General features: G+C 65.9%; 8 protein-coding genes and 1 pseudogene. 4 read left to right on the plus strand and 5 right to left on the minus strand.

The window, feature by feature from the left end; all coding sequences use genetic code 11:
* Positions 1 to 59 precede the first annotated feature (59 nt).
* The 3 genes from AWQ71_RS37820 to AWQ71_RS37830 form a co-directional block, all read right to left on the minus strand.
* Positions 60 to 1,475, minus strand: a complete 1,416-nt coding sequence (locus AWQ71_RS37820; RefSeq protein WP_218002141.1) for an FAD-dependent oxidoreductase — start codon at positions 1,473 to 1,475, stop codon at positions 60 to 62.
* A 29-nt stretch (positions 1,476 to 1,504) separates the two neighbouring features.
* A complete protein-coding gene (locus AWQ71_RS37825) occupies positions 1,505 to 2,800 on the minus strand; it encodes an MFS transporter (protein ID WP_067143629.1) in 1,296 nt (431 codons plus the stop codon).
* A gap of 126 nt (positions 2,801 to 2,926) precedes the next feature.
* Complete coding sequence (locus AWQ71_RS37830) at positions 2,927 to 3,454, minus strand: cupin domain-containing protein (protein WP_067143632.1); 528 nt, start codon at positions 3,452 to 3,454, stop codon at positions 2,927 to 2,929.
* A 416-nt stretch (positions 3,455 to 3,870) separates the two neighbouring features.
* Here AWQ71_RS37830 and AWQ71_RS44170 point away from each other — a divergent pair.
* A pseudogene (locus AWQ71_RS44170) lies at positions 3,871 to 4,059 on the plus strand (DDE-type integrase/transposase/recombinase); the annotation flags it as partial.
* A gap of 374 nt (positions 4,060 to 4,433) precedes the next feature.
* Positions 4,434 to 5,837: an IS1380 family transposase gene (locus AWQ71_RS37835; RefSeq protein ID WP_281196512.1), complete on the plus strand. Its 1,404-nt coding sequence runs from the start codon at positions 4,434 to 4,436 to the stop codon at positions 5,835 to 5,837.
* A gap of 207 nt (positions 5,838 to 6,044) precedes the next feature.
* Here the strand turns inward: AWQ71_RS37835 and AWQ71_RS42360 are convergent, their stop codons facing one another.
* Both AWQ71_RS42360 and AWQ71_RS37840 read right to left on the minus strand, forming a co-directional pair.
* Positions 6,045 to 6,329 carry a hypothetical protein gene (locus tag AWQ71_RS42360; protein ID WP_157570824.1) on the minus strand — a complete coding sequence of 95 codons (285 nt, stop codon included), beginning with the start codon at positions 6,327 to 6,329 and terminating at the stop codon, positions 6,045 to 6,047.
* Positions 6,330 to 6,394: 65 nt separating this feature from the next.
* Positions 6,395 to 12,604: a DNRLRE domain-containing protein gene (locus tag AWQ71_RS37840; RefSeq protein WP_169806726.1), complete on the minus strand. Its 6,210-nt coding sequence runs from the start codon at positions 12,602 to 12,604 to the stop codon at positions 6,395 to 6,397.
* Between the two features lie 320 nt (positions 12,605 to 12,924).
* Here AWQ71_RS37840 and AWQ71_RS37845 point away from each other — a divergent pair, with 320 nt between their 5' ends.
* The gene (locus AWQ71_RS37845) at positions 12,925 to 15,864 is read left to right on the plus strand and encodes an AfsR/SARP family transcriptional regulator (protein ID WP_067143640.1); all 2,940 of its coding nucleotides are present in this window, start codon (positions 12,925 to 12,927) and stop codon (positions 15,862 to 15,864) included.
* A 167-nt stretch (positions 15,865 to 16,031) separates the two neighbouring features.
* Positions 16,032 to 16,310: transposase (locus AWQ71_RS37850; RefSeq protein ID WP_067143643.1), on the plus strand; the 279-nt coding region annotated here is incomplete at its 3' end.

Here is a 16,310-nt window from a genome sequence, read left to right on the forward strand (position 1 = left end):
CAGTGACGGATGAGAATTGCCGCCCCGAGAGGGGGATCGACAGGGAGTCGAGACGGGGATCAGCCGTCTTCCTTGCCGATCTTGAAGAACCCCGACGGCGCCAGAGCCGCCATCCGCCGAGTGAAGAGACCGACGCGCAGACCATCGTCCTCCCGGGTCTCCTTCCGCCGGACCGCCTCCCTCACCACGAGCCCGCCGAAGTAGCGGGCCGGCTCAAGGGGAAAACGTCCAGGTACACCCGCGGCGAGACCGCACCGCGACAATTCGTCCTGGCTCCCGAGTACCATCGACGCCAAGATTCGCCCGGCAAGCAGCGAAGGCGCAACACCGTTCCCGGAGAATCCGGCAGCGTAGACGACGGTGGCCCTGCCGGGCAGCGTGCCGAAGAACGGGAGCCCATCCGTACTCCGGTCTACGGCGCCGCTCCACATCGCGCTCACCCGTGCCCTGCTTGCGAAGGGCACGAGCCGGCCGAGCGCGGCCTGCACTTCAGCCTGGCGTGGCGTGTTGCGATCGAACGCGGTGCCCATGCGGCTGGCGAATGCGAGCGTGCCACCTCCTCGACCGAAGACCACTCTGCCGTCGCGCGTGGTCCGGTAGTAGTCGACCATGAGACGGGAGTTGGAAACGCACTCCCCTCCCGTCCACAAGGACCCGTCGGCCAGCTCTGGAATGGGCTCCGTCGCGATGACGTCGCTCGACAGCGGAAGGACCGCGCGACGGAGTTCCGGGACCCCGGACAACCAGGCATTGGTCGCCAGGATGACCACAGGCGCGCGAACGCTGCCGTCAGGGCAGTGAACGACACCTCGATCACGGTCAAGCCGGATCATCGGTGATCGTTCGAATATCTCCACTCCTCTGCGGATCGCCACCTTGCGGAGTCCCCGGACCAGCAATGCGGGCTGTACCGTCGCCGCCGAGCGCTCGAATACACCGCCGAGTGCGGCAGGCGACCCGGTTCGAAACGTCAACTCCTCCCGATCGACGGGCACGAATGGGACGACGCCTCGCGACTCGCACGCTCGCACAGTACTCGACCAGGCGTTCATCTGCGCGGGCGATGTCGCGACCCAGAACCAGCCGCTCTGCCGGTAGTGCGCATCGATACCCTCCCTCTCGCAGAATGCTCCGATCTCCGCAATGGCTTCCTCTGACGCCCGTGCCAGGCGTACGGCCTCGTCGTCGCCGACCCGTTCCGCCAGCGTCTCGAGCTTGGGCCACCACGACAGGGCAAGGCCGCCGTTACGGCCCGACGCCCCTGCTCCACACACGTCCGCCTCCACGAGAGCGATACGCATGGTGGGAGCCTTTTCCATCAGGCGCAGAGCCGTCCACAGGCCGGTGTATCCGCCGCCGACGATGCAGACGTCGGCCTCTGTGTCTCCTCGCACTTGCTGGATGTCCTGGGACGACTCGGAAGCCAAGGATTCTCGCAGCCAGAAAGACCAACGATTCGCGGTGATGAGTGCCACTTTTTCTTCTCCGAAGATGCCGAGTAGTTCTATGACTGTGCGGCTTGGCCGACGGGCAGGGGTACGGCGGGATCGGCGTCCGGCTTCCGCACGAGAAGCATGATCAGAGACGAGCAGGCCAGCGATACGGCAAGGAAGAGGAAGGCCGTATGCGCCCCGTAGTCCCCGGTCAACCACCCGACGAGATAGGTGCCTGCGAACGATCCGAGCGCTCCGAGACTGTTCACCAGTGCGGTAGCCGCACCGGCGACGTTGCGCGGCAGCAGTTCGCTGATAGCCGCGAAGTATGGACCGTAGGGCGCGTACACGACCGCGACGGCCAGGCACAGGAGGACGTAGCCCAGCAGGAAGTTGTCCGTGCTGACCGTGGACGATGCGTAGAAGAGGAGGGCACTCGCGAGCAGGAACGGCCACACGAAGCGGGAACGTGGAGCCTGCGAGCGGTCCGACCAATAGCTGTTAGCGATCATGCAGACGACCGCGACCACGTACGGCAGTGCGGTGAGGAGCCCCGTATTGCCGATGCCCTGCTTGGAAGCCGCCTTGATGATGGTGGGCATCCAGAAGAGGAGCCCGTAGACACCCACGGTCCAGAACGCGTACTGCAAGCTGAGCAGGACGACCTGGCGGGAGCGGAACGCCTGGAGGTAACCGTCGAACCTTGGCAGGTCACGCTGTTCCGACTCGAGATCGGACTCCAGCCGCGCACAGTCGCCGGCGTCCAACCACGCCGCCTGCCGTGGCGAGTCGTTCACCAGCCACTTGAACACGAACGCGAAGAGGATGGCGGGCACACCCTCGGCGATGAACATCCAGCGCCAGCTCGTCGCCTCGATGAGGTAGCCGGTCACCGCGGACATCCACATCACGGTGACCGGACTGCCCAGGATGAGGAATGTGTTCGCCCTGCCTCGCTCGTCCCTGCGGAACCAGCGGGTGAGCAGGATCACCAGAGCGGGGAAGACCGCAGCCTCCGCCACACCCAGGAAGAAACGGGCGAGGATCAGCATCGGAACGCTCGAGATCAGGCCCTGCACGGAGGAGAGCAGGCCCCAGGCGATCAACGTCCAGAAGACCAGATTGACCGCGCTGCGCCGTTCCGCATAATGCGCCGCGGGAATTTGAAACAGGAAGTAGCCGAGAAAGAAGCTGGCAGCGATCAGACCAGAAATGCTGGCCGTGATGCCGAGCTCCTCCGAGAGCCCGCCCGCGGCACCAAGCGAATAGTTTCCGCGGTCCAGGAACGCGAGGCTGTAGGTGACAAATACGACCGGCAAGATTCTGGACCATCGCGCCGACTGATCGCGCGATTTGACGCTATGCATGACTCTCCTGGGGAAATGAGAAGCACGGAAGATCTAAAATTCCCCGAATGTGTGTGACGGGCGCCGCCAGCGGATGTGCCGATACTGGCTACGCGGCGGCGCCCGGTGTCGGGCGCGCCCGCCGATTCAGGCGTGGTCGGTCGGCCAACCGGTCACGCGACATACTTCAGGACCGTCGGCGGTCATGAGCCGCTCGAAGTAGTCGAAGTCCATGTTGAGCGTCTCCAGCGTCTGCGGGTGCTGCCGCCGGAGAAGAACTTCTTCGTCACGCTCACCAAGGAGCACAACGAACGCACGGAATCCACGATCGCCGGACTGCGGCATGTGCGTCGACCCGATGCCCTCAACGATCGTGGTCCCCTCGACGAGCTCCTCCCGGGAGTCGTACCACCATTCACCGGAGATCGTATAGGCGAGCACCCGGCACTTGTGCTGGTGCATGGGGAAGGACGTGTTGGGTGCCATGTCGTAGAGGAAGATGACGATGCGGTTTTCCCGGTCCACCGAAATGACCTTGCTGTAGGACCCGGTATAACCGAGGTCCTGCATCTCCACCCACGGCTTGTCATCGAAATAGACGACCTCATCGTCACCACCCTGAATAACCGGCCACGGGATCCCGGAAACAAGTTGACTGTTTTCGACAGTGGTCATTGCGCGAATTCCTCCGTGATTCTTTTTGCGGGGCTGATGTGCTCACACACTAAGGAGCGGCCACCAGACCAATCAAGGTTGGTCTGGTCTGCGCTTGCGCTTGACCTCGCTTCGTCAACGGACGACGCGACGGTATGCTCGTCCCGTCCCTCGGGTGGCTCCGCTCCGATGGGACGGATTGCCGATTCCGCCGCTCAGCAAGCCGCAACCCGCCGTCGACATGGGTGTACGGCGGCCGGGAAACCCTCACGTCGGTCCGCACCCTGGGCTACCGCTATGTGACGCGGTGAAGACCGACCACCGCCTGGCCACCCCGGCCGGCACCTTCACTGCCACCGACCTGGTCAAACGCTTACCCGCCCGGTCCTCGCAGCGACTGCGGACCGGTAGCGGCACCAAAGGCGACCGCCACTGACTCGTGGCTGTATCTCGCGACGCTGATCGATATCGGGTCGCAGCGCCTGGTCGGCTGGTCGATCGCCGACCATCTGCGGACCGATCTGATCAGCGACGCGTTGACGGCGGCGGTCGGAGCGCGAGGCGGCCAGGTCGACGGGGTGATCTTTCATGGTGACCGCGGCTGTCAGTACACCTCGGCCGAGTTCGCGGCGGAGGTTGGGCTTGGAGCGGAACCAGGCCAGGGCAAACAGTGCCTGGTAGAAGCAGGTCAGGCGTCGCGACCCCTTGGGCGTTCCGCGGTGCCTGCTCGTGAGTCCCAGCTGTCGTGCCTGGCCGAGCCCCCCCGCTGCTGGCAGGGGCCGCTCGGCCGCCCGCGTAGGCGCATACGGCTGCGGCGAGTTGGTCGGGCCGGGCGGACAGCCGGGATGAAGATAACCTCGGCTATTCAGTCGGCATTTCGCACTGAAGATCAATAATGAAAGAAGGTGCCTCCGGCCTGCGATGATCGGATTGCCTAGATCACGAGATCGCAGAGAACGGACGCACCTTCCGGGTGAACAGTACGGCATGGGACCGCCGCTTGTCCGTGCGCGTGGACGGCAAGGGCTTGATAGGGCACGCCGGAGCCGTGCTCTTACGTAAATGCGCTGATCAGACGGGGTTGGCCGGGGCGCTGGGCGCCGTGTTCGCCCGGCTGGGCACCGTGCCGGTATGGGACCGGGGTGTCGTGCTCGTCCAACTGGCGGTCGCGATCACGCTCGGGGCGACCAGCATGCGCCAGATCGTTTTGCTGGCCCACCAAGAGGCGCTGTTCGGGGCCCCACCCTCGGACTCCACCGTGCGGCGGAGCCTGGAACCGGTCGGTGAAGGCGAGCGGCTGAGGATCTGGATCGCGCGGGCCAGGGCGCGGGTGCGCCGGCACGTGTGGACGCTGATCGCGCAGCGCGAGGCCGGATTCCCCTGGCTGCAGGTGGCCGGAAAGGTGCTCACCGGCTGGATCGTCGTCGATATCGACGCGACCCTCATCACCGCGCATTCGCCCAAGGAAGGCGCGGCGGCGACGTTCAAGAAGACCTGGGGTTTTCATCCGCTGGGCGCGTGGTGTGCCAACGCCCAGGAATCGCTGGCGATGCTGCTGCGCAAAGGGTCGGCGGGCTCGAACACGGTGGCCGATCACCTGGAGGTGCTGGCTGCGGCGATCGAGCAGATCCCCGCCCGGTGGCGGGCCAAGCTGCTGATCCGCATCGACGGTGCGGGCGCCACCCATGACCTGCTGGAACGGCTGGAGAAGCTGAACACCACGCGGCGGACGGTGCGCTTCACCGTCGGATGGGCGATCACCGAGGTGGATGAGGCGGCGATCGCCGCCCTGCCCACGATGGTGTGGGAGGCGGCGCTGCGTCAGGACGGCACCGTGCATCCTCAGGCCGGCGTCGCCGAACTGACCGGCCTCAACGCCCGCGCCGGGATGTGGAAGGTGCGTCTGCTGGTGCGCCGGGTCAAACCCTCGGGCCGGCATGCGGCGAAGCTCACGGCGTTGGAGAAGCAGACCGGGTGGAAGTACTCGATCATCGCGACCAACATGGGCCCGCGGGGGATGCGGGGCGTGCCCGGTAGCCACCAAGCGCAGTTCATCGACGTGCTGCACCGCTCGCACGCGACCGTGGAGGACCGGGTGCGGACCAGCAAGGCCATGGGCTTGCGGAACCTGCCGTCCAAGACCTGGAACGTGAATGTCGGGTGGGTGCTGGCGGCCAACATCGCCGCCGATCTGGACGCCTGGACTCGCCTGCTGGGCCTGTATGACGACGCCGAGCTGGCTCGGGCCGAACTGCAGACGATGCGGTACTGCCTGTGGCACCTGCCCGCCCGGCTCGTCTCCCACGCCCGCCGCCGCATTGTGAAGATCAGTGCTACCTGGCCGTGGAGACAGGCGTTCCTGACGTGTTGGGCGCGCCTGTGCGCGCTTCCGGCACCCACATGACCAGCTTGAACGTGTCTCGTCGATCCCAGAAAGGAGTGATTGCGGTCCTGTCGCGGCCTGTGGAACCGCCGTCCACCCGAGCGTCTCGGGCAGGCCGCCGTGCCAGTCGCCCGCAACGAACGTGACGATCAGGCGGAAACCTCCCTCAGCTGAAGCTGATTAGGGAGTATGACCACCCCGTGAGTCATCGAGGATAATGACGTTTTCTCAGTGAATTTCAGCTGATCCGTCAATGTTCGAAGCGGACGAGAACGAGCCTTCCCCCCACCCCGAACCCATCAAGCGCAAGCCGAGCAACCTGCTACCCATCGGCGTCGCCCTGGCCAAAAAATTGAGCAGCAGGATTCCATTGATCGCGAGCGGAAGAAACGGGATGGCGCTTCCGAGGATGGTCATCAGCAATTGAATGCAGTGATCGCCCGAGCTGCCCTTACTGTGCCAAACATGATTTAACCCTGAGAGAAATGTACTTGCCACCTCCTGCGAATGCATTTAGACGCTTCGCTGATGCCGCACTCCGCCTCCGAGAGTGCAGCATCAGCAATTCACAGAGAGGCTTACGGGAACTTCGTGCTATATGGACCATTGCCACTCACCCAGGCGGTATAAGTGGTGGTCACCTTACGGCCCGATACCTGCCAGCCTGAGTCGTTTACAGTTCTATATATTAACAGACTGCCCGATCTGTATTCTTTTATGTGGACCGTCTTGTGGTAGCTAGTGACGATGGTCTCTGTCCGTCTTCTAGTCTGGGGTATCGTCTCGCGTACGCGACGCCCACAGGGGCTTAGCGCGGTTTTTTGACAGACCCAAACGTAGATCGTTCTATTTTCCTGATAATGGTTAACTTGGGTGTAAGTGCGGTAGTAGTGATTCACCTCGATGAAGACCTCGAGCTTGTCGCCACATACCACGTCAAAGCGAGTGCACGTTAACGTGACTATGGTGCCGTAGACCTGCTCGTATAGAGTGTCGCGCTCACGCGTGATGTCGGACCACTCACCGCGACCGCCGAGGTAATCATCTTCTCCTGTGAGGTCGGTCTTGTTGAGCGGATCACCGCTGCAATACTCGTAGGCGTTCGCGCTGCCGCCGTCCACCGGATCGAGTTGCAGGAAGCGTCCAGTGACGGGGTTGTACAGGCGGCGGCCCATGAGCACGAGTCCGCCGAGAACCTCACTGTCGCGCTGGTAGCTGCCCAGCCAGCCGTAACGGGTGGATCCGCTGGCGGAAGCACGCGGTGCGCCATACTCGGTGTACTCGGTGTAGCTGGCCATTCCGTTGCCTGTGGGGGCAGCGGTCGCGGTGAGGTCGCCGTGCAGGTCTGCCAGTTGCAAGGTCACGCTGCCGTCGCTGCGCTGGATCGCCGCCAGGCCGGACAGGCCGAGCAGGTTCCGGGTCCAGGAACCGTCAGCCTCGGCGACCCAGCCGGGGCTGTCCTCTCCTCCGGTGTAGTGGTTGACGGTCGTGCCGGGTTTCGGCCCGCCGGTGGTGACGGTCTTGGTTATCCGTCCTGCCGAGTCCCGGGTGAAGGTCTTGCTCTGCCCGGCTTGGCTGATCATTGCGACCTGGTCGTCGGTGTAGTAAGCGACGGTCACGTCAGAGCCACCGACCGCATCACCGGCCGGTAGTTGAGTAGTCCGGCCGAGGTTGTCGTAGACATAGCCGCTGCCGGTGATGCGGTCAGCCGTGTCGTAGGTGTAGCTCTTCTCGACGGGGGTCCCTGCAGTGCCGCAGCTTGCGGTAGAGGAGTAGTCGCTTCGGGAGAGCCGGTTCGTGTTGAGGGTGAAGGAGTACAGCCGGGTGGTGCAGGTGCCGCCGTAGGCGTCTTCCACTCTGACCAGTCGGCTGGCACCGTCGTAACGGTAGTTCTGAGCGCTTCCACCAGGTCCTTGACGTTTGGCGATCCGTCCCTGAATATCGGGAACGGCGGCGTAGGAGAGCCAGGCGTTGCTGTCCTTGGCGTATCTCAGGCCAGTTCGGACGCCGGTCGAGTCATAATTACTCATGGCTGTCAAGCCGCCGGGGTAGACCTGCGTCGCCAGCGCCCCGCCCTCGTCATAACTGCCCGTGAACACCCCCGCACCAGTGTCTATGCGAGTGAGCATCCCGCGGTGCTCCGTCCGCCCGGATGCGTCCACTCCGTCGTAGGTAAAGGTGATCAGCCCTTTACCGTCGTAGGTGGTGGCGATCTGACCGTCGATGTTGTACGTGACAGTACTGGTGTTACCACTGGCGTCGGTGGTCGAACTCAACCGTCCGAAGGCATCATGCTGCTGGATGATGCTCTGTTCGCCAGAGGTGGTCTGGCTGGGCAGGCCGGTCAGCGCGTCGTAAGTGTAGGTGGTCGGTGGTGTGGCCGTGCCGCCCGCGCTTACCGGGCTGACCTGCGTCTCGACGCTTGTGGCACGCCCCGCAACGTCGTGGCCGAACGTCACCGTGCGGGTGACATTGCCGGAGGTGTCAGTACGGACGGCGGTGTCGCCGTAATAGCTGTACGTGGAGGAGTGCACCGGTAGTGGAGCGCCCGCCGGCTGAGCGGTCGGCCCGAATCGGCAAGACCAGCCTGCCCATTGCGGTTTGTTCCCGCACTCGGGCGCGGTGGGGTGCGCACTGGCGGTGTAGTAGTGGGTGACAGTCGTGCCGGCATCTGCGCCTGCGGAGTTGGGCATTCTGCGTTCGAACTCCCGTCCGGCCGCGTCGTACCGCAGGCGTTGCACGATGTCGGCACCACCCGGCACGACAGTCGTCACGGAGGTGACCTTGTGCAGGTTCCAGCCTGAGGCGTCGCCCGAGCCGATCGGGTCGTACCCGGTCTTGGTCACCTGGCTGTCCTCAGCCGTTGGAGTGGCCGTCCCATCCAGTACCACCGGTCTGGAGGTACTGGTGGTGACCAGGCGGTAGTTGATCGCCTGGGATGGCTTGCCCTCGTCGTAGACGTTAATCTTCTCCGCCCGTGCCGACACGAAGCGACCGTCCGCCAGGGTAACCAGCCTGGCTGGTCCGAGCTCGGTGCTGAGGTCACCGTCACTGGTGTAGGTCGATACGCTGGCGAGAAGGTCGGCGCGAGCGGCCGAGTCGGATCGTCCGACTACGTACGGATCAGTGTCCTCAGTCGGTGCCAGAGCCTGCGCCCGATTGCCGGGGTCCAGATCCCATACGACGCGCCCCTTGTCGTCGTAGCGTGTCGCGCCGATCTGCCAAGCGCCCGCACCATACCGGGCGGCATTGACCGACCGACCGTCCGCATCAGTGTAGACCAGGGAGGCGTACTCCCAGTCGGACGTGCCGGGACGGTAGCTCCCGCCTTCCTGGCGCGGCGGCACGTGCGAGGCGGGGAAAATCGCGGTGCCCGTCACAGGCAGGTCTGTGGCTTGCCCCCACTGGCTGGTCTGGGTCGCGGTCAGGTCCACCGGTGCCCCTGCGCCGCCGATAGGTATGTCGTAGGCGACCGCCATGGTGGGGTCTATATCGCCGCCTTCCCGCTGCACGCCGATCAGACGGCCGGCGCTGTCATAATTGAAGCGCCATGGGGCCAGCCCCGGCGGGGTGAGCTGGTTGATCCGCCCCTCCGCGTTGTAGTAGTAGGTGGTCGTCAGGCCGGTACGCAGGTCGAAAACCTGCCGCAGGTGCCCTGTTGAGTCGTACGCGTACGAGGCCATCGCGGTCGTCTTCATCGCGCCCGTGTCGGGGTCGAACGCCGTGTAGGTCACGTTCTTGACCTGGCCGATGTAGTCACCCCAGCCCGAGGCGACGCCGGTGGCCGTCGTATTGGCCGCGTACGACAGTTCGATGGCGCGGCAACCGGCGGCCAGGACGGTGCCGCAGGTCACGTTCACTGCGACGGGCGTCAGAACCCGGGTGATGCGCCCCTGGTTGTCCCGGTAGTAGGTGGTGGCCGACTCGGTGGCGGCCGTCTCCGTGCGCGCGACCACCCAACTCCCGTTCGCCTTGACATAGGTCGTCTTGTTGCCGAACGCGTCCGTGTAGACCATCTGCCCGTTGTCGACTGTGATAAAGGACCCCTCAGCAGCGTCGCCGACACCCGTGAAGCCTTCGCCGTACCTGACGTACGTCCAGGTCGAGCCGTCGGGCCCGATCAGCTGCAGCGCGCCCGACTCACCGTCTCCCGAGGGAGCGAGACTCGGCACGTTAGTGGGCGGCGCGGGGAACTCGGCACGCCATCCCGGTCCGAATACCTTGTTCTCAGCGAGTTGCTCATCCGGCCGGTCGGCCTCCGGATGAAGGGTGGTGTGAGTTCGCTTGATGGAGGTGCCGAAGAGGCTGGTGTCGGTGGCGTTGAGAGCGAAGTCGCCGGTCTGCACCGCGACCTTGCCGGGCCCGATGTCGGCTGTGGCGTAGGAGCCGCCGAAGGCGCTCTGGTCGAGGATCAGGGTGCTCCCGTCGGAGCACTTCTCCTCACCGGTGGTGCCCGACAAGCAGGCACGGACCTGGACCTTGCCTCCGTCGTCCGCCTCGCTCCGGAGCGTCTTCGCGAGATCCCAGACCAGGGGCGGGAAGTTCTGCGACGTGTTCGTGCGGACCTGGGGCCACGATGTCAGTGGCTGCGTCGAGCCGGGCACGGTGACGTCCTGGGCGGGAACGGGCCGCCACACCGCCCACGGGCTGTTGGCGTCCGGGTCGCCGATCTGGTACTCGTAGCTGACCTTGGTCTGGGCGGGTGCGGCGGCGGTCTCCAAGGTCACCGCCCTCGACGTACGGGAGGCATGCTGCACGAGCCCGCCAACCCCGATCCCGAAGCTCGTCTTGAAGACGGGAGAGGTGTTATGCGCCTTGTCGCGGGCCCTCATGTAGATGGTGTGCCAACCGGTGGAAAGCGACGAGAGGGAAAACTCTCCGCTGTACTTGTCCAGCGACTTCGGCATCGCGGGATCGTCGATCCCGTACTGATAGCCGTCAAGATCGCCCCAGTAGGAGTTCATGAAGCAGTGGGAGTCACCGTTCCAGTTCAGCGGCTTCCACGAACCCTCCGGATGAGAGCAGCCCGTGCTCCCCGACACCAGCGTGGGAGGGGTGGCGTCCACTGTGATCTTCTGCCAGGGTGACCAGTCGGAGGTCTCGACGCCGTCGGAGACACGGGCCCGCCACCGGATCTGCCAAGCGTCCGCGATCTTGCCTTCAGGGATCTTGACCTTGGCGTTCAGTCCGGCCTGGACGCCGTCGACAGAGCCACTCCAGATGACACCTGTGCCGTGAGCGGTGTCAGCGGGATCGTGCTCGACCTCGAAGTCGACCTTCAGCAACCCGCCGTCGCTGTCCCTGGCTCCTGCCCACAGGCTGGGGGTGAGGGTGTTGGTGTAGAAGACCCCGTCGTTACCCGTGATCGGCGCGGCCCGCAGGTTCTCCGTCCATGGGGTGCTGCCGAAGGTCAGGGAGAGTGTCACGGGATTGAAGGTCCAGTAGAAATTGCCGCGGTCCGTCGCTTCGTCGTCCAGTTTGAGCTGCAGACCGTTGCCCGCCGCGCCGCCGGCCCATGCCTGGGCGATCGGCGTGATCGGGATGCTCCACATGACGTTTTGGGCCAGGTCGGCGCCGAGGCAGGCGGAGGGCGGAGGCGTGGTCACGGCGCCGTCGTCGGTTGTGGCGGGCTGATTGCGCCAACGGACGTTGGTGGGTGACCACGTTCCGGTCAGGCGGCGGACCGTGAGCTTGCGACCGACGGGGCAGGCCGGCTGTCCTTCGTAGCCCACCATGGTCGTGTTGAGGTCAAGGCGAGCGTCGACCACGTTCTTTCCCGCAAGGGTGGAGGTGTCGAACTTGATCAGCGCCCGGGCGGGGACGTCCTGCTCCTTCTCGCTGTGAGAGCCGCAGCCGTCCCAGCTGTAGTAGCCGTCGATGATGCCGGCTACCATCTCGGCCGAGGTGAGCTGGGCGCCGTCGTCGCACGGCGCATAGAGGGTCCGGTAGGACTGCACGTTCAGCGTCAGCGTGGGATCGACGACCACCGGCCAGCGGGTGCGAGGGTCGGAGAGAAACGCCGGGTCGGGCTTGAGCACCAGGAACTGCTGATCGCCTTCGGCGGAGAGCTCGGTCTCCAGCTTCCCCTTGCGAGAGTCATCGGCCTGCGCGGCCTGGCCTGGCGAGTCGTACATCACGGGTGCCGGTGCCGAAGCGACGGTCTTGCCCGCGCCGTCGGTGAGCTTCAGCTGGCCCTGCTCAGTCTCGGTGAGCTTCAGCCCGCCGGTCCTCACAGGGATCTTGTACTCGACAGGGCCGCTGGGACGTTGGCGCAGCACGACGTCATGGCGAAAGCCGGTGGGAAGCGCGGTCAGGACAAGGTCGGCGCCAGGGCCCGCGGCCTCGGCATAGGTGGCCTTGTTGCCTTCGACCTTGGGCTTGGGCAGGGTCGTTGGCCACGCGAGGGCGTAGAACTCCTTGTCGGAACGTTTCAACTGCGCGAGTGGCTGCCCCGCACCACCAGCCGAGAAGGAGACATCAGCCAGAGCAGCCTTGGGCTTGAGGAGCCCTTCTGAGACTGCGAGCGTGGTATCGACAGGCCTCCACTTGTCGCCCCGCTTGACGCGTACGGGGTCGGAGGAGGTCTCCAGGGTGATGGTGCCGTTCGGGTTGACGTAGGTGAGGCTGGTCTCCGTGGTCTCGTCGGTGACCAGGACCCGGCTGCCTTGCAGGCGCGCGCTCAGGGCAGCGGAGATGCGGTCGGCCCGCTCGGTGACCTGCGGGGCTTTCGCGGCCGCCGGGTCGGGGGCGAGCGTCGCGGTTACCGCCGAGGCGGCGGCCTCCGCCACGTAGCTGGTGGCTAAGAGGAGCGAGGTCGCCAACCCCGCGGTGAGGGCTGCTCGTCGCCAGGCCCACCTGTTTCCTGGCATGGCGAAACAAGCCTTTCGGCGGATGTACACCCAACCTCCCAAATAATGATCTGTAAGCGATCGGAGGGGATTAGTACGACATAAAGCAGCATGGAGGGCGGCGCTGTGGAGTCTCTCTCTACTTTGTCGCGATCTCGTTTGTGGATCTGTTATCGCCCGTTGTGGAGCACCGAGACAGAGGAGGACCACGATGGGGACACACGGGGCATGATCGTGACCGCAAAGGGGGGACCAGGCTGATGCTTCGTGTCCTGGGGATGGTGGAGATCTGGCGTGACGGGAACGTGGTGCCGATCGTCGGCGAGAAACAGCGGACCCTCCTCGCGCTCCTCATCCTCCGTGGCGACCGGGTGGTGCCGCACGACGAACTGCTACACGCGCTCTGGGGCGACCACCCGCCGGCCACGGGCCGCAGAGCACTGCACCACCACCTGTGGTCCCTGCGCCGCGCCCTCGCCACCGACGCGGCCCTGTCCACCAGCTCCGGGGGCTATGCGCTGAAGGTCCCCCCGCGCGGTTCTGACCTGGCGGCGTTCCTCGCCGAAGTCGCCGACGCGGGCGCCGCCCGGGCCGCGGGCCACGTGCGGGGGGCCGCCGAACGGCTGCGCGCCGCGCTGGATCTGTGGCGAGGATCGGCTCTGACGGGTACACGCCTGGAGTTCCAGACCCTGGAAGGCCGCGCTCTGGAGGAACTTCGCCTGTCCGCCCTCACCGACCGCATCGAGGCGGACCTGGCCCTGGGCCATCACGCCGAGTTGGTCGCGGAGCTGCGGCAGCTCATCGCTACCACGCCCTTACATGAACGCTTCCGCGCCCAACTCATGATCGCGCTGCACCGCGACGGCCGACGCGCCGACGCGCTGGAGCAGTACCGGCTGGCGCGCCAGTGCTTCCACGACGAACTCGGGCTGGAACCCGGCGACGAACTCCAGCGGCTGCACCAGGCCATCCTCTCCGGCAACCCGGACACCGCACAGCCCGCCGATCAGGTGCGGCTCCGCGAGACGCAGCCGCGCCCGCACCTCATACCGCGACAGCTGCCGACCGATATAGTGCGCTTCACCGGTCGCGAGCGGCATCTCGGCACTCTGGACACGCTTCTGTCCACCGACGGCGGCACCCTGCTGATAACCGCCATCGCTGGCGCGGGCGGCGTTGGCAAGACCGCCCTGGCCGTCCACTGGGGACACCGCCGGGCCACCTGCTTCCCCGACGGCCACCTGTACGTGAACCTACACGGCTATTCACATAGCACGCCGGTCACGTCCGGCCAGGCCCTGTGGCAGCTCCTCAGCGGGCTCGGTGTGCCGCACGCGCAGATCCCCGTGGACGCGGATGAGCGCTCGGCCCTGTACCGCTCGGCCGTCGCCGGCAAGCGCATGCTCATCGTGCTTGACAACGCGGCCACCGCCGACCAGGTCCGCCCTTTACTCCCCGGCTCGCTGATGAGCCGGGTACTGATCACCAGCAGGGATGCACTGCGCGGACTCACCGCCACCCACGACGTCAGCGTCGTCACTCTAGACATGCTCCCGCCCGAGGAGGCTGAGGCATTGCTGCGCACCCTCCTGGACGGCGAACAGGACGCAGCGCCGATCACGGAACTGGCTGCCCTGTGCGACTATCTGCCCCTTGCCCTGCGCCTGGCAGCCGCGCAGCTCCGCGACGCCGGCGCGATGGCGGACGACCTGGTGACCAGACTACGCGCCGGCAACCGATTGGAAGCCCTCGACTTCGCCGAGGATCCCCACGCGGGGGTGCGCGCCACCATCGCCTCCTCCTACCGGGCGCTGCCCGAACCCATACGCACGACCTTCCGTATCGTGAGCCTCCACCCGGGCCGCGACATCAGCCTTGACGCTCTGGCGGCCATGACCGGCCAGAGCACGGAGGCCACGCGCCGCTGCCTGACAGCGCTCGCCCGCGCCCATCTGGTGATCTGGGCCGGTCAGCGTGTGAGCATGCATGACCTCATCCGCGAGTACGCCAGGAAACTCGCGGGCGAAGAAGGCGAGCAGTCGGAGGTGTGGGAGCGGCTGCTCGGCTGGCACGCGCACACCGCCAGGGCCGCCATGGCCCACGTCGACCCGGACGCCATGCTCCTGACACCGAGCGTCCCGCGCCCAGCGCACGGGGTCAGGGAGTTCGCCGACCGGGACAGCGCGATGGCCTGGCTGAACAGCGAGCACGACAACACTGTCACGCTGGTCGTACACGCCGCCCGGCACGGGTGGCGGGCGCACGCCTGGCAACTCGCCTACGTCACGGCGTACTACTGCTACGTGGCCCGGCACATCGACGATTGGATCACCACCCATCGCGTGGCCCTGAAGGTCGTCCGGGAACTGGGCGACCGGGGCGGCGAGGCGAAGATCCTCACCACCTTGGGTCACGCCCTCATGGAGGCCAACCAGTACGGCGCATTCCTGGACTGCCAGCGAGGGGCGGTGGAACTCGCTGCGGCCACGGGCGACAAGGGCATGCAGGCCGAGGCGCTGAACTACGTGGCGTTCGGGCTGTTCAGAACCGGCGATCTCACCGCTGCCCTCACCACCAACGACGAGGCCATGGAGCTGTATCGCGAGAGGGGCGACAGAGCCGGGGAGATCGCCACCGTCTATTTAGCCGGGCAGATCAACGTTCGACTGGGCAAGACGCACCAGGCACTGAAGTGCCTCGATCAGACCCTAGCGTGGGTTCGCCTGCGAGGCAGACGGCACGACGAGGTGTGCGTCCTGCTCGAGGTGGCCACAGCCCACCTCGACCTGAGGCTGCTGCACGCGGCGCGGGACTCCGCCGATCTGGCCCTGGAAATCGCCCGCGACCTTGGCGACACGATGCTGGAGGCACTGGCCCTAAACCACCTAGGCCAGGTCCTGCTGCAACAGGGGTCGGCCCTGGAGGCTCTCCGGCTGCAGAAGGAGGCCCTGGCCCATGCCCGGGAGCTGTCGGAGCAGCTGACCGAGTGCACGGTGCTCAACGGCCTAGGGCGCGCGTACGCCGCGTGCGGGGAGCCCGAGACGGCTGCGGAGCACTTCCGCGCGGCACTGAAGATCGCGGCGCGGATCAATGACCCATATCAATTAGCGGACGCGCGCGCTGGGCTCGCCCCCCTGTCCTCGAAGGACGACCCGCCCGTACGCCGACGACCGCGCAGAACACCACCAGCGCGAGCGTGAACAGCAGCACCCTGCCAGCGCGCCCCGCCCCTACGGCCATCAACCTTTTCCGGCCAGTGCCCATCTTGAAACCCGACGCCCCCACGCAGAGCACAAGCGCCCTGCCGCCGGTCACACTGAAGCGCTCCGGCTTCGGTGGAGGCTCGTTCCCTTGAGAGGATCGAGTCATGGCAGCCAAGTCCCCCTATCCCGCAGAACTGCGTAAGCGCGCGGTGCGTATGGTCGCCGAGGTCCGCCCGGACTACCCGACCGAGTGGGCCGCGATCAACGCCGTCGCCGCCAAACTCGGCATCGGCACCGCCGAGACGCTGCGCAAATGGGTCCGTCAATCCCAGATCGACGAAGGCACCCGACCAGGCACAACCAGCGATGAATCGGCGGAGCTGAAGCGGCTGCGGCGGGAGAACGCCGAGCTGCGCCGGGCGAATGAGATCCTGAAGGCCGCC

Origin of the sequence: Microtetraspora malaysiensis, from assembly GCF_001528665.1 — a bacterium.
In the GTDB taxonomy this organism is placed as follows: domain Bacteria; phylum Actinomycetota; class Actinomycetes; order Streptosporangiales; family Streptosporangiaceae; genus Microtetraspora_A; species Microtetraspora_A malaysiensis.

Bases quoted from the DNA above. Each gene is read 5' to 3' on its own strand.
- AWQ71_RS37825 (WP_067143629.1), bottom strand. From the start codon at position 2,800: ATGCATAGCGTCAAATCGCGCGATCAGTCGGCGCGATGGTCCAGAATC.
- AWQ71_RS37830 (WP_067143632.1), bottom strand. From the start codon at position 3,454: ATGACCACTGTCGAAAACAGTCAACTTGTTTCCGGGATCCCGTGGCCG.
- AWQ71_RS42360 (WP_157570824.1), bottom strand. From the start codon at position 6,329: ATGCATTCGCAGGAGGTGGCAAGTACATTTCTCTCAGGGTTAAATCAT.
- AWQ71_RS37845 (WP_067143640.1), top strand. From the start codon at position 12,925: ATGCTTCGTGTCCTGGGGATGGTGGAGATCTGGCGTGACGGGAACGTG.